Below are 19,195 nucleotides of genomic sequence, written 5' to 3' on the forward strand. Positions count from 1 at the left end.
GCGCCCGTTAAGCTGGCGCCATCTTCCTCCTCCTCGAAACTGGTATGCACAAACTCATCGCCATCCTGCTGACAGGCTGCACCGCCCTTCCGGCGGCCGCCCAGCTGCGCCAGCCACCCGACCTGACGCTGGCCGCCGCCAATCGCCTGGCCGCCGGCGCCATCGATGCCTGCAAGCGCCAGGGGCGCGACATCGTGGTGTCCGTCCTCGACCGCGGCGGCCATCCGCTCGCGCTGCAACGTGCCGACAGTGTCGGTCCGCACAACACCGAAGCCAGCCGGCGCAAGGCCTACACCGCCCTGTCGACCCGTACCGCCACCCTGGCGCTGGCGCGCAAGGCGGCGGCCGACCCGGACGCGCGCAATCTCGCGACCCTGCCGGAATTGCTGCTGCTGGGCGGCGGCGTGCCGCTGACGGTGCGCGGCCAGGTGGCCGGTGCGATCGGCGTGGCCGGCGGCGGCGGCGCCGTCAACGACCATGCCTGCGCGCTGGCGGCCCTGGCCGCCGTACCGGAACTCGACCAACCCACTCCCTGATCGAAAGGAAATACCATGAACAGCTTCAAACACCTGATCCTGGCCGGCGCCCTGGCCCTGTCCGCTGGCTTCGCTGCCGCCGCCCCGAATCCGCTCAGCGTCCACGTGCTCGATTTGCAGAGCGGCCAACCGAGCGCAGGCATCAAGGTCACCCTCGAGCAGCGCGCCGGCGAAGAATGGCGCGAACTGGCCGCCGGCGTCACCAACGCCCAGGGCCGCATCGCCGCGCTGTATCCGGAAGGGAAACCGATCGCGGCGGGCGAATACCGCATCGTGTTCCAGACCGGCGAGCACTTTGCGCGCGCCGGCAAACCCAGCTTCTTCCCGCGCATCCCGGTCGAGTTCAAGGTCGAGGACACGCAGCAGCACTACCACATTCCCCTGCTGCTGAGCCCCTTCGGCTATTCGACCTACCGCGGCAACTGAGCAAGGGCCGATCCCGAATCGGTCTACCATGGGGGATCACTTTTACCGGATAGGAAAGAGGCCCCTCATGCTGAACCTGAAAGACCCGTCCCTGCTGCGCCAGCAGGCCTACATCGACGGCCAGTGGTGCGACGCGCTCGAAGGCGCCACGGTCGACGTCATCAATCCCGCCACCGGCGAGAAACTGGGCAGCGTGCCGCACATGGGCGCGCAGGAAACGCGCCGCGCGATCGAGGCCGCCAACGCGGCCTGGCCGGCCTGGCGCAAGAAGACCGCGCGCGAGCGCAGCCTGATCCTGCGCAAGTGGAACGACCTGATGCTGGAAAACGCCGACGACCTGGCGCTCCTGATGACCGCCGAACAGGGCAAGCCGCTGGCGGAATCGAAGGGCGAAGTCGCCTATGCCGCGTCGTTCTTCGAGTGGTTCGGCGAAGAAGCCAAGCGCGTCGCCGGCGACACCATCCAGTCGCCCTGGCCCGACCGCCGCATCGTCGTTACCAAGGAGCCAATCGGCGTCTGTGCGGCGATCACGCCGTGGAATTTTCCAGCGGCGATGATCACGAGAAAAGTCGCGCCGACCCTGGCCGCCGGCTGCCCCATCGTCCTGAAACCCGCCGCGCTGACGCCCTATTCGGCGCTGGCCCTGGCCGTGCTGGCTGAACGCGCCGGCGTGCCCAAGGGCGTGTTCAGCGTCGTCGTCGGCGATTCGAAGGCGGTCGGCGGCGAAATGACGAGCAATCCGCTGGTGCGCAAGCTCAGCTTCACCGGCTCGACCGAAGTCGGGCGCCAGTTGATGGAGCAATGCGCGCCGACGGTCAAGAAGATCTCGCTCGAACTGGGCGGGAATGCCTCGTTCATCGTGTTCGACGATGCCGACATCGACGCCGCCGTCGAGGGCGCGATCGCCTCGAAATACCGCAACGCCGGCCAGACCTGCGTGTGCGCCAACCGCCTCTACGTGCAGGACGGCGTCTACGACGAATTCGCGCGGAAGCTGACGGCGGCGGTCGGCAAGCTGAAGGTCGGCAACGGCCAGGACCCGGGCGTGAACCAGGGACCGCTGATCGAGGAAAAGGCGGTCGCGAAGGTCGAGCAGCACATCGCCGACGCCCTGTCGAAGGGCGCGCGCCTGATGCTGGGCGGCAAACGCCACGAGCTCGGCCACAGCTTCTTCCAGCCAACCGTGCTGGCCGACGTCACATCCGAGATGATGGTCGCGCGCGAGGAAACCTTCGGCCCGCTGGCGCCTCTGTTCCGGTTCCAGACCGAGGAGGAAGTGATCGCCATGGCCAACGACACCGAGTTCGGCCTGGCCTCCTACTTCTACTCGCGCGACATCGGCCGCGTCTGGCGCGTGGCCGAGCAGATCGAAACCGGCATGGTCGGCGTGAACACCGGCCTGATCTCGACCGAGGTGGCGCCCTTTGGCGGCGTGAAACAGTCGGGCCTGGGCCGCGAGGGTTCCATCTACGGCATGGACGACTACCTGGTCATCAAGTACATCTGCATGGGCGGCGTCTGATGGAACGCGATCCGCTGGAGGGCATGGCGGACGCGCCGCTGTTCGTCGTGCCGCGGGTGCTCGATCGCTTGCGCGCGTTCAGCCCCGCGTTCGACGGCCTGCCGCAGCCGCAGCGTGCCCGGCTGTCGGCCGAGATCGACAGCCTGCGCAGCCGGCTGCTCGACGGGATCGAAGGGCATCCGACCAAGTTCTGGGTGATGAAGCAGTTCCAGCGTTCGCTGGAGGTGGTGAAGGATGAGGATGGCGCGACGCGCAAGCATTTCCGGGTCGCGCTGGAGAATTTGATGACAATCGTCGGCATCGACGACAGGAGCGGCGTGATCGGCCACTACCTGTAGGGTGGGCACTTGTGCCCACGCGTTACGAACGTCACGTTTGACTAGAAACCGTGGCGTATCGCCCGCAAACGCATGCTATCACCGCTCAAGCGATATTCATCCTGGCCTGACCAGAAACGCCCGTTCGCGCAACGGGCAAGCTCGGCGCTGCGTGGCGATAAACAACGGCCAACAAAAACGGATACGCACGTAACGCGTGGGCACGGGGTGCCCACCCTACGAATTACACGTCCTTGTACTCGTCATACTTGCGCGCGTCCCCGCGCACTTTATCCGCCGGGTACTTGGCCCGGTTGAGCACCATCTTCTCCTCGACCGCCGCCATCAGGTCGACGTCGAGCTTGTCGGCCAGGCGCACGAGATACACCAGCACGTCGGCCATCTCGTGGCGTACCTGGACCAGCTTCTCGGGACCGAGCTCGTCAGGCCGGCCGGACTGCAGCCACTGGAAGTGCTCCAGCAGCTCGGCCGCCTCGACCGACAGCGCCGACGATAAATTCTTCGGCGTATGGAACTGGTCCCAGTCGCGCTCGGTCACGAACTGGCGGACGATGCCGCGCAGGCGGGCCAGTTCGCCGTCGGGATTCACTTCGCCCCGCCCTCGAGGTAGCCCTGCAGCACGACCTCGAGCTTGGGCGCGATCTCCGCGAAGCTGCTGACCGTGATGCCGAGGTCGCGCAGCAGGCCGTCGTGCACGCCGTAGACCCAGCTGTGGATGGTCAGCGGCTGGCCGCGTTCCCAGGCGTCGCGCACGATCGTCGTTTGCGCCACGTTGATCACCTGCTCGGCCACGTTTAGTTCGACCAGGCGGTCGCTGGCGGCCTTGCCGGCCACGTTACCGAGGTACTTGCCGTGCTTGTCGCGCACGTCGCGCACGTGGCCTAGCCAGTTGTCGGCCAAGCCGACGCGGGTATTCGTGAGCGCGGCGTGCACGCCCGAGCAGCCGTAGTGGCCGCAGATGATGATGTGCTTGACCTTCAGCACGTCGATCGCGAACTGCAGCACGGCCAGGCTGTTCAGGTCCGAATGGACGACGACGTTGGCGATGTTGCGGTGGACGAAGAGTTCGCCCGGGGCCATGCCCAGCAGTTCATTGGCGGGCACGCGGCTGTCCGAGCAGCCGATCCACAGGTATTCCGGGGCCTGTTGCGAAGCCAGGTCGTTGAAGAAGTCCGGGTCTTCCTTGACCATCTCGGCCGCCCATTCGCGGTTGCGTGCAAACAGGTCGGCGGCCGTCAGGCCGGTAGGCGTTTTTGCCATGTTGATTTTCTCCCTTGCTGCGGGCGGCGCGGCGAACGGCGCCATCCCGTGATTTTCCGTGAGTTTTTGGGGTTTTCCGCATTGTAAGCCTTGGCGCGTACAGACGAAAAAAAACCGCCGGGAACTCGCGCTCCCGGCGGTTTGATGCTGCTTATTCGAAGAAGTCCTTGACCTTGTCCATCCAGCCCTTGCTTTGCGGGCTGTGCTTGGCGCCGCCTTCGACCGTCATGCGCTCGAACTCGCGCAGCAGGTCCTTCTGCTTGTCGGTCAGCTTGACCGGGGTCTCGACGACCACGTGGCAGAACAGGTCGCCGGCGTAGCCCGAACGCACGCCCTTGATGCCTTTACCCTTGAGGCGGAAGGTCTTGCCGGTCTGGGTACCTTCCGGCACCGTGAACGAGACCTTGCCGGTCAGCGTAGGCACTTCGATCTCGCCGCCCAGGGCAGCCTTCGAGAACGAGATCGGCATTTCGCAATGCAGGTCGTCGCCTTCGCGCTGGAACACCGGGTGCGGCTTGATGTGGATCTCGACGTACAGGTCGCCCGACGGGCCGCCATTCGTGCCCGGCTCGCCGTTGCCGGTCGAGCGGATACGCATGCCGTTGTCGATACCGGCCGGGATCTTCACTTCCAGGGTCTTGTTGCGCTTGATGCGTCCGGCGCCGCTGCACGATGGGCAGGGCTCCGGAATCATCTTGCCGCTGCCGTGGCACTTCGGGCAGGTCTGCTGGATGCTGAAGAAGCCCTGCTGCATGCGCACCTGGCCGTGGCCGTGGCAGGTGGTGCAGGTGACCGGCTGCGTGCCCGGCTTGGCGCCGCTGCCGTGGCAGGTGTCGCACTTGTCCCAGCTCGGCACGCGGATGGTGGTGTCGTAGCCGTGGGCGGCCTGTTCCAGCGTGATCTCGAGGTTGTAGCGCAGGTCGGCGCCGCGGTAGACCTGCGGGCCCGCGCTGCGCGAGCGGCCGCCGCCACCGAAGATGTCGCCGAAGATGTCGCCGAAGGCGTCGCCGAAACCACCGGCGCCAAAGCCGCCGCCACCGCCCATGTTCGGGTCGACGCCGGCGTGACCGTAACGGTCGTAGGCCTCGCGCTTCTCCGGATTGGCCAGCATCTCGTAGGCTTCCTTCACCTCCTTGAACTTCTCTTCCGCTTCCTTGTTATCGGGGTTGCGGTCGGGGTGGTACTTCATCGCCAGCTTGCGATAGGCCTTCTTGATGTCTTCTTCCGAAGCATTCTTCGCGACCCCGAGGATCTCGTAAAAATCACGCTTTGCCATTTGGCACCTTGCTGTTATCTACTGAACAAAACTGTCTGTTGGAGCAAAAAAACCGAGCCGGCACCTTCCTGGCTGCAGCGGCTCGGTTCCTTACGCGGTCAAGGATTACTTCGCGTCCTTCACTTCCTTGAAGTCGGCGTCGACGACGTCGTCGGCTTTGGCCGAGCCATCGGCGCCACCGGCAGCCTGGGCACCGGCGGCGGCATCAGCACCGCCCTGCTGCGCCTGCATGTCGGCGTACATCTTCTCGCCGAGCTTCTGGGCAGCGGTTGACAGGGCTGCGACCTTGGCGTCGATGTCGGCCTTGTCGCCCGACTTGATCGAGCCTTCCAGGTCGGTGATCGCCGCTTCGATCTTTTCCTTCTCTCCGGCTTCCAGCTTGTCGCCGTATTCGGTCAGCGACTTGCGGGTCGAGTGGACCAGCGCGTCGGCCTGGTTGCGCGACTCGGCCAGTTCCTTGACCTTCTTGTCTTCTTCCGCGTTCAGCTCGGCGTCCTTCACCATCTTCTGGATTTCCTCTTCGGTCAGACCCGAATTGGCCTTGATGGTGATCTTGTTTTCCTTGCCGGTGGCCTTGTCCTTCGCGCCCACGTGCAGGATGCCGTTGGCGTCGATGTCGAAGGTCACTTCGATCTGCGGGGTGCCGCGCGGTGCCGGCGGGATGCCTTCGAGGTTGAACTCGCCCAGGCCCTTGTTACCGGCAGCGATCTCGCGCTCGCCCTGGTAGACCTTGATGGTCACGGCCGGCTGGTTGTCGTCGGCGGTCGAGAACACCTGCGAGAACTTGGTCGGGATCGTGGTGTTCTTGTGGATCATCTTGGTCATCACGCCGCCCAGGGTTTCGATACCCAGCGACAGCGGGGTCACGTCCAGCAGCAGCAGGTCCTTGCGGTCGCCGGCCAGCACCGAGCCCTGGATCGCCGCGCCAACTGCCACGGCTTCGTCCGGGTTCACGTCCTTGCGCGGATCCTTGCCGAAGAATTCCCGCACTTTTTCCTGCACCTTCGGCATACGGGTCATGCCGCCGACCAGGATGATGTCGTCGATGTCCGAAACCTTGACGCCTGCATCCTTGATGGCGACGCGGCACGGCTCGATGGTCTTGGCAACCAGTTCCTCGACCAGCGATTCCAGCTTGGCGCGGGTGATCTTCAGGTTCAGGTGGACCGGCGCGCCGTTCGCCATGGCGATGTACGGCTCGTTGATTTCGGTCTGCTGCGCCGACGACAGTTCGATCTTCGCGCGCTCGGCCGAGGCCTTGATGCGCTGCAGGGCGATCGGGTCCTTCGACAGGTCGAGGCCGTTGATCTTCTTGAACTCGTCGATGATGTAGTCGATCACGCGCTGGTCGAAGTCTTCGCCGCCCAGGAAGGTGTCGCCGTTGGTCGACAGCACTTCGAACTGCTTCTCGCCGTCCACGTCCGCGATCTCGATGATCGAGACGTCGAAGGTGCCGCCGCCGAGGTCATACACGGCGATCTTGCGGTCGCCCTTGTCGGTCTTGTCCAGGCCGAATGCCAGCGCGGCCGCGGTCGGCTCGTTGATGATGCGCTTGACGTCGAGACCTGCGATGCGGCCGGCGTCCTTGGTCGCCTGGCGCTGCGAGTCGTTGAAGTAGGCCGGCACGGTGATGACGGCTTCGGTGACTTCTTCGCCGAGGTAGTCTTCGGCGGTCTTCTTCATCTTGCGCAGGGTTTCAGCCGAGATCTGCGGCGGCGCCAGCTTCTTGTCGCGCACGCTGATCCAGGCGTCGCCGTTGTCGGCCTTGACGATGGAGTAAGGCATCAGCGAGATGTCCTTCTGGACTTCCTTCTCGTCGAACTTACGGCCGATCAGGCGCTTGACCGCGAACAGGGTGTTCTTCGGGTTGGTGACAGCCTGGCGCTTGGCAGGCGCGCCGACGAGGATCTCGCCGTCTTCCTGGTAAGCGATGATCGACGGCGTGGTGCGCGCGCCTTCGGCGTTCTCGATCACCTTCGGCTGGCCGTTTTCCATGATCGCGACGCAGGAGTTGGTCGTTCCCAGGTCGATACCAATAATTTTGCCCATGATTTATTTTCCTTTGAATGCTGAAATGTTCTGATGTTTCGGATATGGGGAAAAACCTGACTGCTTTCAAGGCCTTTTGCCAAGCAGCACCTTACTTTTTCTTATTTCGGCTGTGCTACCGTGACGATGGCCGGACGCAGCAGGCGGTCGGCGATCATGTAACCTTTTTGCAAAACATTCACCACGGTGTTGGCTTCCTGGTCGGCCGGCACCATCGAGACGGCCTGGTGCTTCATCGGGTCGAGCTTCTCGCCCTGGGCCGGCATGACTTCGACCAGGCGGTTCTTTTCAAACGCGGAAGTGAGCTGCTTGAGGGTCATCTCGACGCCTTCGCGAATGCCTTCGACGGTTTGCGTTTCCACTTTCAATGCCATTTCCAGGCTGTCGCGCACCGGCACCATGGCCTCGGCGAAGCTTTCGATGGCGAACTTGTGCGCCTTGCTGACGTCTTCCTGGGCACGGCGGCGGATGTTCTCGCCTTCGGCCTTGGCACGCATGAACGCGTCATGCATTTCAGCCAGCTTGGCTTCGGTCGCGCTCAGTTGTTCTTCGAGGCTGGGCTCGCGCGCTTCGTCGGGCGCGGCCTGGGCGGTCGCGGCTGCGGCGTCGCCTTCCGGCTGTTTAATCACCTCTGGATTTTCTTGGTCTTGCATCGAAAATACTCCTGAAATCAATGACTTGGCTGAATGGTTAGACAGGTCCTGCTTGTCGTACAGCGCCGCATATGGGGCGATCTCCTACATTTTCAAGGGGAATTGCGCATTTGTTAGCAGCAGAACCGACAACATTTGTTACAACTCTTACCGATGAGGTGATTCTTTCCCTGACAGCAAGTTCTAAGATCGGTGCCTGACGCGTTGACACGCGCGTCACCAGAACAAGAACCAGTCGTGGGAGAGACTCATGAGATTGCCGTTGATCAGCAGCGCCGTCGTGGTGTACACCGCCCTTGCGGTGGCGTGCATCTGCTACGCCGGGTTGTGAGCCAAGCCGTAAAACGTAGCATTTTAGCAGGTTGGGCCGTGGGAAGCCCCGGCGGGAGGAAATTGGGAGTCGCGGTATACGGGGTGCGTCGACCGCGCATGCATTGATCCGTAAGGTGGGCGGCTGTGCCGCCCACGCGTCGATAGCTAAACCTGGATTTGCCGCAACCGTGCCGGCAATGATGGTGTTACTTCACGCGCCGAGACGCACCGCATGCTCGCGCGCGACTTCCGCATCGCGCCGCTCCGCTTCCCGCTGCGACGGGCTCATCATGGTCGGCCAGCCGATCAGGTGCTGCTCGGCGATCTCGGCCAGCCCGACGATCCAGGTCGGCGCCTCGTTCAGGCAGGGGATGTAATGAAATTCCTTGCCGCCAGCCGCCTCGAAGTCGTGCTTCACCTCCATCGAGATCTCTTCCAGCGTTTCCAGGCAGTCGGCGGTGAAGCCCGGGCAGATCACGTCGATGCGCTCGACGCCCTGGCGCGCCAGCTCGGCCACGGTCGGCGCGGTATAGGGCTGCAGCCACTCGGCCTTGCCGAAGCGCGACTGGAAGGTGACGAGGTATTCGTCGGGCGCCAGGCGCAGGCGCGCCGCCAGCAGGCGCGCGGTCTTCTGGCATTCGCAGTAATACGGGTCGCCCAGCTCCAGCGTGCGCTTCGGCGTGCCATGGAAACTCATCACCAGCTTCTGGCCGCGGCCGTGCGCCTCCCAGTGCGCCAGCACGGTGTCGTGCAGCGCGTCGATGTAGCCGTCGTGGTCGTGGTAGTGCTTCACCAGGCGCAGCTCGGGGATGTTGCGGATGTGCTTGTAGTGGGCGAACACTGCGTCCCAGAGCGAGGCGGTGGTGGTGCCGGAATACTGCGGATACGACGGCAGGATCGCGATGCGGTCGCAGCCGTCGAGCTTCAACTGGTCCAGCACTTCCGGCAGCGACGGCGAGCCGTAGCGCATCGCCATGCGTACCTGCACGCCTTCGTGGCCGCGCTGCGCGAGCGCCGCCTGCAGCAGCTCGGCCTGTTTCTGGGTATGCACCTTCAGCGGCGAACCCTCTTTCGTCCAGATCGTCTGGTATTTCTTGGCCGATGCGCCGGAACGGAAAGGCAGGATGATCAGGTTGAGGATGAACGACCACACCAGGCGCGGAATTTCGACCACGCGCGGATCGGAAAGAAATTGCTTCAGGTAGCGCTTGACCGCGGAACGGGTCGGCGCATCCGGCGTGCCGAGGTTGACGAGGACGATGGCGCTTTGGGCAACGGTGCCGTGGGTGTGCGGAGGTTCTTTTCGGAAGGGCATAAAAGGGACAGAAACGCGTGGCCCTCCATTATAGGTGGGCGCCGTCCGGCCTTCGAGAAGTAATTTCCGATCGCGGCGATAGCCCAACAGTTGATCGCGGCGATAGGGAGAATCGATGGGTATCGCGGTGAGCGCCCGCGCCTGCCTGCAGGCGGCGCGAGCGCCCTGCTGCCTTGCCGCGACCGGCTATCGGGCCGCTCGCGGCAGCACGGACATCAGGTCGTCACATGCAGGCGCACGTCGATGTTGTTGCGCGTCGCGTTCGAATACGGGCAGACGATGTGGGCCTTGTCGACCAGTTCCTGCAATTGCTGCTGGTCCATGCCCGGACCATGGATGGTCAAATCGGCCTCGATGCCGAAGCCGGTCGGGATCTGGCCGATGCCGACCTCGCCCGTCACCGTCAGCTCTTCCGGCAGTTTCACTTTTGCCTGGCCGGCGACGAACTTTAGCGCGCCCAGGAAACAGGCCGAGTAGCCGGCCGCGAACAGCTGCTCCGGATTGGTGCCGGTGGCGCCATTGCCGCCCAGCTCCTTCGGCGTGGTGAGTTTCACGTCCAGCACGCCGTTATCGCTGCGCGACGTACCCTCGCGGCCGCCCTGCGAGGTGGCCTTGGCGCGGTACAGGACTTTGTCGATGCTCATGCGAACCTCCTTATTTGGTTGGAGGGAGATTGTGGCAGATGGGTGAAGCGGGCAGCGCTCGGTTAGTTCGCCCAGCCAGGCATCGCATTTGCCTGGTGCGCAAGGCGCTTCGACCCTTCCAGAAAACCGAAGTAACCCATCGAGAAATGCATGTTTTTCTTAAGAAATCCCTGCGTACAATTTGTTCATTATTTAATAACTAAAGAAAGAACGAGATGAACGACTTCCTGGCCTCAGCCATGACGCAGCTTGCCACTGTCTTCAATGGAAACATGGGCTGGACCATCCTGGCCCTGGCACTCGTGGTACGGCTGGCCCTTTTCCCGCTGACCCTGCACCTGTCGCGCCGGATGCTGGCAAACCAGGAAAAGATCAAAGCCTTGCAGCCCCAGGTCGACGCCATCAAGGCGCGCCTCGGGTCAGACCCGAAGGCCATGTTCGCGGCGATCTCGGTGCTGTACAAGGAAAACGATGCACGCATGTTCGACCGTTCCAGCCTGCTCGGCGCCCTGGTGCAGCTGCCGGTATTCGGCCTGCTGTACAAGGCGATCACGAACGCCAGCGCGGGCAGCTTCCTGTGGATCAGGAACCTGGCTTCGCCCGACACGGCGCTGACCCTCGTCGTGCTCGCGCTGACCGCCGTCGCGGCCTATTACGCGCCGACTACCGCGGCGGACACGGCGATGGTGATGATGGCCGTGCAAATCCTGGTGACGGCCTTCATCCTGTGGAAGCTGGCGGCGGGCGTTGGTTTGTATTGGGCGGTGTCGGCGTTTGCCAGTATTGTCCAAAACTTTGTGCTGCGTTACGAGCAGCGCCGTTTTGCAGACGTCACCCGGACTTAACCTCGCCTGACGCGCTGAGCCGCGAACGAGTATCGGAATACATGCCATCGTGGCCTGCCAGTCCACAATGGCTTCAACCCTGCCTTGTTACGACGCCAGCAACTCCCGCGCATGCTTGCGCGTCGTCTCGGTAATCTCGATCCCACCCAGCATGCGCGCCACTTCCTCCACGCGCGCCCGGTTGTTCAGCACCTCGATGCGAGACACGGTGCGGCCCTCATTCGTCGTGCCCTTGGCCACCTGGAAGTGCTGGTTGGCCTGGCTCGCCACCTGCGGCAGGTGGGTCACGCACAGCACTTGCCGCTGCTGGCCCAGGCGTTTCAGCAGGCGCCCCACCACTTCGGCGACGCCGCCGCCGATGCCGCTGTCGACCTCGTCGAAGATCAGGGTCGGCGTGGTGGTCGCGTGCGAGGTGATGACGGAGATCGCGAGCGAGATACGCGCCAGTTCGCCGCCCGAGGCGACCTTCGCCAGCGGACGCGGCGCGACGCCGGCGTGGCCGGCCACCAGGAATTCGACCTGTTCGAGGCCGTGTGCGCCCGGCTCGGCCTGGTTCAGGGAGACCTCGAAGCGGCCGCCGCTCATGCTCAGTTCCTGCATGGCCAACGTGACCTGTTCGCTCAGCGCCTTCGCGGCGACCACGCGCCTGCTTGATAAACGATTCGCCACCTTGCGGTAGGCGCTTTCCGCCTTTTCTTCCTGGCGTTTGAGACCTTCAATGTCGCTGGCGTCGGCCAGCTGGCGCAGCTTGGCGGCCAGGGTGGCATGTTCCTCGGGCAGCTCTTCCGGCGTGACGCGGTACTTGCGCGCGGCGCTGTGCAGGGCGTCCATGCGGGCGTCGACTTCGCGCAGGCGGTCCGGGTCGAGCTCGACCTTGTCGATGTAGTTGTTCAGCGCGTACACCGCTTCCTGCAGCTGGATGCGCGCCGGTTCCATGCAGTCGAGCACGCCCTGCAGCTCGGCGTCGACGTCGACCAGCTTGCCGAGCTTGGTGTTCAGCGACGACAGCTGCGACAGGATCGGGTGGTCCGATTCCGAGATGGCGGCCAGCGCTTCCTGTGCGCCTTCGATCAGGCTGGCGGCGTGCGACAGGCGGCTGTGCTCGTTCGAGATCTCGACCCACTCGCCCGGCTTCGGCGCCAGCTTGTCGAGTTCGCTTACCTGCCATTCCAGGCGCTCGCGTTCGAGCAGCACGTTCTTGGCATTGGTTTCGTATTCTTCGCGCTGGCGCGACAGCGCGCGCCAGGCGCGGTAGGCGGCGGCCACTTCCTGTGCCTCGCCGGCGGCGGCGGGATCGCGCACGGCGATCTGGTTGTCCAGCAAGGCGCGCTGGGCGTCGCTTTTCAGCAAACTCTGGTGCGCGTGCTGGCCGTGGATGTCGACCAGCATCTCGCCCAGTTCGCGCATCTGGCCGGCGGTGGCGGCGATGCCGTTGATGTAGCCCTTCGAGCGGCCGGCATTGTCGATCACGCGGCGCAGCAACGCCCCGCCCTCGTCGCTGGCGAACTCGTGCTGCGCGAGCCAGGATGCGGCGCCTTCGGTCACCGCGAAATCGGCCGTGATGTCGGCCTTGGCCGCGCCTTCGCGCACCATGCTGGCCTCGCCGCGCCCGCCCAGGGCCAGTTGCAGCGCATCGATCAGGATCGATTTGCCGGCGCCGGTCTCGCCGGTGAAGACCGAAAAGCCGTTGGCAAATTCGAGCTCGATCGCGTCGACGATGACGAAATCGCGGATGGTCAGTGTGCGCAGCATGAAGGAACAGGTCTCCTGTCGGTTCTTTATTTGAGTTTGCCGTCGTGCGACGGGTATTCGTGCCAGTGCAGCTTTGCGCGCAGGGTGTGGTAGTAGCTCCAGCCTTCCGGATGCAGGAAGGTGATGCTGTTGGGCGAGCGCGAGATGACGATCTCGTCGCCGTGCTGCAGGCTGGCGAAAGTCTGCATGTCGAAGTTCACGGAGATGTCGCGGCCCGAGACGATCTCGACCACGATCTCGCTGGTGTCGGGCACGGCGATCGGGCGGTTCGAGAGCGCGTGCGGCGCGATCGGCACCAGCACGATGCCCTGCAGGCTCGGGTGCAGCAGCGGGCCGCCGGCCGACAAGGCGTAGGCCGTGGAGCCGGTCGGCGTCGAGACGATCAGGCCGTCCGAACGCTGGTTGTACATAAACTGGCCGTCGACGGCGACGCGCAGTTCCGCCATGCCGGCGCCGCTGCCGCGCGCCACCACGACATCGTTCACGGCCACGCCGCAATAGATCATTTCGCCGCCGCGCATGACCCGGCCTTCGAGCAGGGTGCGCTTCTCGGACGTGGCCTTGCCCTGCAGGATTTCGCCCAGCGCCGGCAGCATGCGGTCGACTGGGATGTCGGTGATGAAGCCGAGCCGGCCGAGGTTGATGCCGATGAGCGGAATGTCGTACTTGGCGAGCTGGCGCGCGATGCCGAGCATGGTGCCGTCGCCGCCCATGACGACCGCGAGGTCGGCCTGTTCGCCGATGTCGGCCACGCTCATCGGCTCGACGCCGGGCATGCCGAGGTGGGCGGCCGTGTCGGCCTCGAACACGACGCGGTAGCCCGAGCCTTGCAGGAAGCCCAGGATGCGCGACACCGGCTCTTCGATGCCGGCCGTGTTCTGCCGCACGACAAGCGCGATGATTTGTTGCGGGTCAGGCGTAGAGGGCATAGGTTTCTCGGCATCGATAGGAAAACACGCTGCGAGATTAACCGATAATCCCTGCGCCTGCTACCCGGCCGCACATCGAACACTGTACAAAAGCACAGTATAGATGCGCAGGGGCCGGAAGGGCAAGATCAGCCCATCATTGCCATGCCCGCGGCGAGCAGGGCCGCGAACAGGATGCACAGCGAGTGCGCCGTCATCAGGACCATCCAGCGCAGGGCGGTGACGAGGCGGCTGCCGCCATAGACCTTGCGCATGGCGGTCGGCAAGTAGAACACCAGCCACAGGAACAGCGCCGGCCCCACCAGCGGCACGCCTTCGGGCAGGATCATCATGAGGCTCAGGCAGAGGAAGGCGAAGGCGTTGCTGTGCAGGGCGAACAGGACGTGTTCGCCATAGCGCCGCCCCGACCCCAGGTAGAGCAGCTTGAGCAAGGCCGCGAACACCGGCATCAGGGCGAAGATCGCATACGGCGCATAACTGAAGAAGGCGCGCTTGAGCGCGGTGTTGCGCTCGGCCCTGGGCAGCTCGCTGAAATACGCGACCTTCGCGCCCAGCGCCGGGTGCATCTTCTCGACCAGGTTGCGTGCCTTGCGGGCATCGCCGTCGAACTCGATCAATCCGGGTTCTTCTTTCTTCCTGTTGCTGGCGGCCACCGGCGGCGGCGGCGCCGGCTTGTTCGCGGCTGCCGGCGCCGGCGCCACCGCGGCCGGCTTCTGCGGCGGCGCCTGCCGCTCGCCGTCGCCGAAGTTGATCCCGACCAGCTTGAACAGCGCAAAGAAGATGATGCTGAAACTGAGGTACAGGCGCAGGGGCTCGACGTAGCGCACGCGCCGGCCCTGGATGTATTCGAGCGTCAGCCGGCCCGGCTTGAACAGCAGCAGCGCCACCGACTTCCACAGCTTGCCTTCGAGCGCCACGTAGTGGGCAATGAACTCGTGCAGGAATTCGCGCGCGCTCGGCACGTGCAGGTGTGCCGGCTGCCCGCAACCCTGGCAAAACTTGCCGCCAAGCGGCGTCCCGCAATTTGGGCAAAGGGTGGCGGCCTGGTGCGGGTGGGCTTCGGTGTTCACGGTTTGGCTGGACAATGATAACGAAGTCGTCATGTTATCCAGTTAATTGCAAAAAAGCATCACTCAATTGCGCTATTCAATTGCGCGACTGTCGCAGCCTCGACGCGTTAGGATTCATGCAAGAGTATGCAAAGGAGGATGCAATGGTTACCGAAACCAAGGACCGCTTCGTCAACACCGATGCGAAGATCGAGAACGACGGCGTCAAGCGCCAGCCGCACGAGCGCGACGAGTCGCCCGACGGCCAGGACACCGAGCCGCGCGGCGTCATGAAGCAGGCGGCCGAAGACCTGGCCCAGGGCCTGGTCGATACCGACGCCCGCGCCACCCCCGGCGTGAGCGAATCGGTCGATCCCGCGCCCGGCGCCACCGGCCAGGCCAACCCGCAACCCGACCGCCATCGCTCGATGCGCGATCACGACTCGGTCGAGCCCCTGCCGGGCAAGAACCGCTGAAAGGAACACACATGACCATCAAACGCAACGGCAGCGCCGTCTGGAGCGGCGGCCTGAAGGACGGCAAGGGCGCGGTCTCGACCGGCAGCGGCGTGCTGAAGGATTCGCAATACGGCTTCAATACCCGCTTCGAGGACGGCCCCGGCACCAACCCGGAAGAACTGATCGGCGCGGCGCACGCGGGCTGCTTCACGATGGCCCTGTCCGGCCAGCTCGGCCAGGCCGGCATGACGGCCCAGGAACTGCGCACCACGGCCACCGTCTCGATGGAAAAGGTCGAGGGCGGCTTTTCGATCACCGCGGTGCACCTCGACCTGGTCGCCAATATCCCCGGCGCCAGCCAGGAAGCCTTCGACAAGGCGGCCAATACCGCCAAGGAAAACTGCCCGGTATCGAAGCTCCTGAACGCGAAGATCACCCTGAGCTCGCGCCTGGAAAACTGAGCTGCAGAACGTAGGGTGGGCGGCTCGTGATCCGGTCCACCGGACCGGATCACCCCACGCGTTCAACCATCCTTCGCTCTGCCGCACCGCTCGATGATCGCCATGGATAGTTGACCGTCGAATCATCCGGTCGCCCTGCCCGACATTCCACACGGCCGCCTCCGGCAAGCTTCGCCTCAAACGCATAAAATTGCCCCTTTTCCGAACCATCAAGAAAGACAACACCATGCGCTTCCTCCACACCATGCTCCGCGTCGGCGACCTGCAGCGCTCGATCGACTTCTACACCACGGTCCTCGGCATGAAACTGCTGCGCACCAGCGACAACCCCGAGTACCAGTACAAGCTGGCCTTCCTCGGCTACGGCAGCAACCCCGAGCACGCCGAACTCGAACTGACCTACAACTACGGCGTCGAGAGCTACGACATGGGCACTGCCTACGGCCACATCGCGATCTCGGCCGAAGACATCTACGCCACCTGCGACGCCGTGCGCGCGGCCGGCGGCAACATCACCCGCGAACCGGGCCCGGTCAAGGGCGGCAGCACCGTGATCGCCTTCGTCACCGATCCGGATGGCTACAAGATCGAGTTCATCCAGCGCAAGGACAACGAAGGTGGCGGCGGCCTGAGCGCATAAAGGCAATCGAATCGGCACCGCCAATTTAGTTTAATCAAAACAAATATCTGCTCATGCAGCACGATGCTGCAAAGGGCCAAGCTTCATAAGGAGCTTGGCCCTTTTTTTGCGACAGTTTATAAAAAGGCATTTCAGCAATAGTTAACTCATGACTCAAAAAAATTGAATAATAAAACAGTTTGAGCAATGGCCTTAGAAACTTGATGATTGTCAAAATATTTCACCCAACCTGATTTATTATTTATCCACCACCCGCCCTGAACCCGAAATCCTCGAACGAAAATCCTAGTTTAGCGAGCACTAGTGGACGAAGTAATATTTCTTACTGCTTCATTTTCAGACCTTGAAAAACCAACTCTTAAGGCATATAAGAATGAAAGCCTTAGGAAAAGCTGTCCGCTTGCCCATCATTGCGTCGCTGATGGCGCTACTACTTCCAGCTACCGATGCTATTGCATTGGGCGTCGTCAGCCGTTCATGCTTGGCCGCTGGGGCGCAGGAAAGTATCACTGTCGACTGGTCGTTCAAAAGAGCAATGTTGTGGACTGCATCCGAGCATTACCGAAATGGAGCCTTCCTTCATACAATAAATACAACACGCAACGGCACAACGAGCGGCTGGGAAAACACTTGGCGTTCCTATGCTGGGCATCTCGGTTCGGAATTTTGGTACGGTAGGGTCGTCGGATACCATTGGAAAAGCGACGGGGGGTTCATCCGTTTTTTAGGAAACAGTACAGCTGTTGATTGTAACTTGGCCAATTGGGGCCGTTAACTTTGATACCAAGCCGCCATGAAAATATACCTGGCCTTGGGCCTGTTAATCGCCTTTGCTACGCATCCGGTTTTCGCCAACAATTCCACCGAGAAATTACCGCAAAGTAGTCCAGTACCTGGCGTTCAAATTGGGAAAGTTACCGTTACCAGCATTCACAAATTAACCCCAACCGTGAAAAAAATGGTTGAGGCGGATTTGGCGGAACAGCCGTTTGGCGCTAACCGCAAGCTTGGGGAAATATCTGACGACGCTATCATTTACAGAAAAAACTATTATGCTCAACTTAAGCCGCTGCGCGACGTGGAGAAGAACCTGACGTTCAAGTTGGCAGATATATCTCGTGGAGAACTCGGCAAATATACGCTTGAAGGTGTTATCCCGGAAGGTCCATCACAGAAGGGACCTTGGAGCAGTGTCACACGGATTTTTAAACGTGATGATAATGTTGTGGTAATGCTGCACGAGTGGAATTATGTCGGCGATGGCGGCGGCGTCATGATTATCGAAGAATTGATGAATACAAAAGTGAATAATTCCCCGGCGCGTTTTTCCGTCAAGAGATCACCTGCCGGATGGCTCTCCTCTGAACTAATGTGGGTTACCAATAAAAGTACGTACATGCTAACGGTAATGGATGACGTACCTGACAGCAGCAAGGCAAAATACAATGTCAAATGGTTGACCAGTGTGGCGGCAAGTATCAAGGAACACTTGAAACAGTAAGACAGTTGGACTACATGCCGGCTCAATAGCACGCACGCACGCAAATTATTCTAATCGCGCTAGAAAATGCGCTGCCTGATCTATAAGCAGGTAGCGCATGTATGCCCTGCCCGGCCAACAAGCTCTTCCTCGGCGAGCAAGAACACAATTTAGCTAGTAAAATTGACGAGCCTGCCACGCAGGCAATCAATACGTCTTCGGGGCGGGGTGGAAATCCCCACCGGCGGTAAGGTTGGAAACAACCAAGCCCGCGAGCGCCTGCCTTCCCCGGCAGGGTCAGCAGATCTGGTGCGATTCCAGGGCCGACGGTCATAGTCCGGATGAAAGAAGATGTGCGCTGCAATGCGTTTGCTTTCGCTCGCCCGTACGGCCGGCAGGCATGCGCGTCTATTCGCTTGCCCTGATGCGTTTTTCGCCAACTTTACGCGAGGAGCGTTTCACATGTTAGTCAACACCTACACCCTTCACAGCACCGACCTGGACGGCCGTATCGCAGCAGCACTGGCCGCAACAAAGGCCGGCATTCCCGTCATCCTGCTCGACGATTTCGACCGCGAAAACGAGGCCGACCTGATCGTCGCCGCCGAAAAGCTCACGGTCGAAACGATGGCGCTGATGATCCGCGAATGCAGCGGCATCGTCTGCCTCTGCCTGTCCGCCGACAAGGTGCGCGAACTCGAACTGCCGCCGATGGCGATCGAGAACGGCAGCCGCTACGGCACCCCGTTCACGGTCTCGATCGAGGCGCGCCACGGCGTCACGACCGGCGTTTCCGCAGCTGACCGGGTCACCACGGTGCGCGCCGCGACGGCGCTTGAAGCCAAGCCGGAAGACCTGGTGCGCCCGGGCCACGTGTTCCCGCTGCGCGCCACCCCGGGCGGCGTGCTGGCCCGCGCCGGCCACACCGAAGGCTCGGTCGACCTGGCGACCATGGCCGGCCTGCAGCCGGCCGCGGTGCTGTGCGAGCTGATGAATCCGGACGGCACCATGATGCGCGGCGAGGACATCGAGCGCTTCGCCGAGGAGCGCGGCTTCCCGATCCTGACCATCGCCGAGATGATCGCGTGGCGCAAGGCGCGCGAAGGCAAGTAAAGGAACGGGAAGAAGAGAAGAGAACGGCAACGGCGCTGCGGCGCTAATGTCGTTCAGTTAACCCGCCATCGTAGGGTGGGCACCCTGTGCCCACGCGTTACGCACGTGGCCGACAGTCACATACGCCGATATGTCGC

General features: G+C 62.7%; 21 protein-coding genes and 1 riboswitch. Of the genes, 11 read left to right on the forward strand and 10 right to left on the reverse strand.

What is annotated here, in order from left to right:
* Positions 1-44 precede the first annotated feature (44 nt).
* The 4 genes from ACFOPH_RS16580 to ACFOPH_RS16595 all read left to right on the forward strand — a co-directional run bounded on the left by ACFOPH_RS16580 (position 45) and on the right by ACFOPH_RS16595 (position 2,822).
* Positions 45-536, forward strand: a complete 492-nt coding sequence (locus ACFOPH_RS16580; RefSeq protein WP_379736484.1) for a GlcG/HbpS family heme-binding protein — start codon at positions 45-47, stop codon at positions 534-536.
* Positions 537-551: 15 nt separating this feature from the next.
* Positions 552-962 carry a hydroxyisourate hydrolase gene (uraH, locus tag ACFOPH_RS16585; RefSeq protein ID WP_312549348.1) on the forward strand — a complete coding sequence of 137 codons (411 nt, stop codon included), beginning with the start codon at positions 552-554 and terminating at the stop codon, positions 960-962.
* 67 nt (positions 963-1,029) lie between these two features.
* Positions 1,030-2,484 carry an NADP-dependent succinate-semialdehyde dehydrogenase gene (gabD, locus tag ACFOPH_RS16590; RefSeq protein ID WP_379736486.1) on the forward strand — a complete coding sequence of 485 codons (1,455 nt, stop codon included), beginning with the start codon at positions 1,030-1,032 and terminating at the stop codon, positions 2,482-2,484.
* Positions 2,484-2,822, forward strand: coding sequence for a hypothetical protein (locus tag ACFOPH_RS16595; protein ID WP_379736488.1), 339 nt, complete (start codon positions 2,484-2,486; stop codon positions 2,820-2,822). The genes gabD and ACFOPH_RS16595 overlap by 1 nt, the downstream gene beginning before the upstream one ends.
* A 223-nt stretch (positions 2,823-3,045) precedes the next feature.
* Here ACFOPH_RS16595 and ACFOPH_RS16600 read toward each other — a convergent pair whose 3' ends face one another.
* From ACFOPH_RS16600 to ACFOPH_RS16630, 7 genes are all read right to left on the reverse strand, one after another.
* Complete coding sequence (locus tag ACFOPH_RS16600; RefSeq protein ID WP_312549345.1) at positions 3,046-3,411, reverse strand: nucleotide pyrophosphohydrolase; 366 nt, start codon at positions 3,409-3,411, stop codon at positions 3,046-3,048.
* Positions 3,408-4,082 (reverse strand): carbonate dehydratase, encoded by a 675-nt coding sequence (gene can, locus ACFOPH_RS16605; protein WP_312549344.1) that lies wholly within the window; start codon positions 4,080-4,082, stop codon positions 3,408-3,410. The genes ACFOPH_RS16600 and can overlap by 4 nt, the downstream gene beginning before the upstream one ends.
* Positions 4,083-4,233: 151 nt before the next feature.
* Positions 4,234-5,358, reverse strand: coding sequence for a molecular chaperone DnaJ (gene dnaJ, locus ACFOPH_RS16610; RefSeq protein WP_312549343.1), 1,125 nt, complete (start codon positions 5,356-5,358; stop codon positions 4,234-4,236).
* A gap of 105 nt (positions 5,359-5,463) precedes the next feature.
* Positions 5,464-7,407, reverse strand: coding sequence for a molecular chaperone DnaK (dnaK, locus tag ACFOPH_RS16615; RefSeq protein ID WP_312549341.1), 1,944 nt, complete (start codon positions 7,405-7,407; stop codon positions 5,464-5,466).
* Between the two features lie 101 nt (positions 7,408-7,508).
* Complete coding sequence (grpE, locus tag ACFOPH_RS16620; protein WP_312549339.1) at positions 7,509-8,060, reverse strand: nucleotide exchange factor GrpE; 552 nt, start codon at positions 8,058-8,060, stop codon at positions 7,509-7,511.
* Between the two features lie 523 nt (positions 8,061-8,583).
* On the reverse strand, positions 8,584-9,687 hold the full coding sequence (gene hemH / locus ACFOPH_RS16625) for a ferrochelatase (protein ID WP_312549337.1): 1,104 nt from the start codon (positions 9,685-9,687) through the stop codon (positions 8,584-8,586).
* Positions 9,688-9,902: 215 nt separating this feature from the next.
* Entirely contained in the window at positions 9,903-10,331 is a 429-nt protein-coding gene (locus tag ACFOPH_RS16630; protein ID WP_312549335.1) for an organic hydroperoxide resistance protein, read from the reverse strand.
* Between the two features lie 215 nt (positions 10,332-10,546).
* On the opposite strand from ACFOPH_RS16630, the gene ACFOPH_RS16635 reads away from it, so the two are divergent.
* Positions 10,547-11,176, forward strand: a complete 630-nt coding sequence (locus tag ACFOPH_RS16635) for a YidC/Oxa1 family membrane protein insertase (protein ID WP_312549333.1) — start codon at positions 10,547-10,549, stop codon at positions 11,174-11,176.
* 87 nt (positions 11,177-11,263) lie between these two features.
* Here ACFOPH_RS16635 and recN read toward each other — a convergent pair whose 3' ends face one another.
* From recN to ACFOPH_RS16650, 3 genes are all read right to left on the reverse strand, one after another.
* On the reverse strand, positions 11,264-12,928 hold the full coding sequence (gene recN, locus ACFOPH_RS16640) for a DNA repair protein RecN (protein ID WP_379736493.1): 1,665 nt from the start codon (positions 12,926-12,928) through the stop codon (positions 11,264-11,266).
* A gap of 26 nt (positions 12,929-12,954) precedes the next feature.
* Positions 12,955-13,857: an NAD kinase gene (locus tag ACFOPH_RS16645; RefSeq protein ID WP_312549330.1), complete on the reverse strand. Its 903-nt coding sequence runs from the start codon at positions 13,855-13,857 to the stop codon at positions 12,955-12,957.
* Positions 13,858-13,985: 128 nt separating this feature from the next.
* On the reverse strand, positions 13,986-14,927 hold the full coding sequence (locus ACFOPH_RS16650; RefSeq protein WP_379736495.1) for a DUF3667 domain-containing protein: 942 nt from the start codon (positions 14,925-14,927) through the stop codon (positions 13,986-13,988).
* Between the two features lie 143 nt (positions 14,928-15,070).
* Between ACFOPH_RS16650 and ACFOPH_RS16655 the strand changes: the two genes are divergently transcribed.
* The 6 genes from ACFOPH_RS16655 (at position 15,071) to ribB (ending at position 19,058) form a co-directional block, all read left to right on the forward strand.
* Entirely contained in the window at positions 15,071-15,382 is a 312-nt protein-coding gene (locus tag ACFOPH_RS16655; RefSeq protein ID WP_312550837.1) for a hypothetical protein, read from the forward strand.
* An 11-nt stretch (positions 15,383-15,393) separates the two neighbouring features.
* Complete coding sequence (locus ACFOPH_RS16660; RefSeq protein WP_379736497.1) at positions 15,394-15,825, forward strand: OsmC family protein; 432 nt, start codon at positions 15,394-15,396, stop codon at positions 15,823-15,825.
* Between the two features lie 226 nt (positions 15,826-16,051).
* On the forward strand, positions 16,052-16,465 hold the full coding sequence (gloA, locus tag ACFOPH_RS16665; RefSeq protein WP_312550840.1) for a lactoylglutathione lyase: 414 nt from the start codon (positions 16,052-16,054) through the stop codon (positions 16,463-16,465).
* 373 nt (positions 16,466-16,838) lie between these two features.
* Positions 16,839-17,240, forward strand: a complete 402-nt coding sequence (locus ACFOPH_RS16670; protein ID WP_379736500.1) for a hypothetical protein — start codon at positions 16,839-16,841, stop codon at positions 17,238-17,240.
* An 18-nt stretch (positions 17,241-17,258) separates the two neighbouring features.
* The gene (locus tag ACFOPH_RS16675; protein WP_379736502.1) at positions 17,259-17,966 is read left to right on the forward strand and encodes a hypothetical protein; all 708 of its coding nucleotides are present in this window, start codon (positions 17,259-17,261) and stop codon (positions 17,964-17,966) included.
* 189 nt (positions 17,967-18,155) lie between these two features.
* Positions 18,156-18,302, forward strand: a riboswitch (FMN riboswitch).
* A gap of 105 nt (positions 18,303-18,407) precedes the next feature.
* A complete protein-coding gene (gene ribB, locus ACFOPH_RS16680; protein ID WP_312550845.1) occupies positions 18,408-19,058 on the forward strand; it encodes a 3,4-dihydroxy-2-butanone-4-phosphate synthase in 651 nt (216 codons plus the stop codon).
* The last annotated feature ends 137 nt before the right edge of the window (positions 19,059-19,195 follow it).

Source organism: Massilia haematophila (assembly GCF_042647645.1).
GTDB classification, from domain to species: domain Bacteria; phylum Pseudomonadota; class Gammaproteobacteria; order Burkholderiales; family Burkholderiaceae_D; genus Telluria; species Telluria haematophila.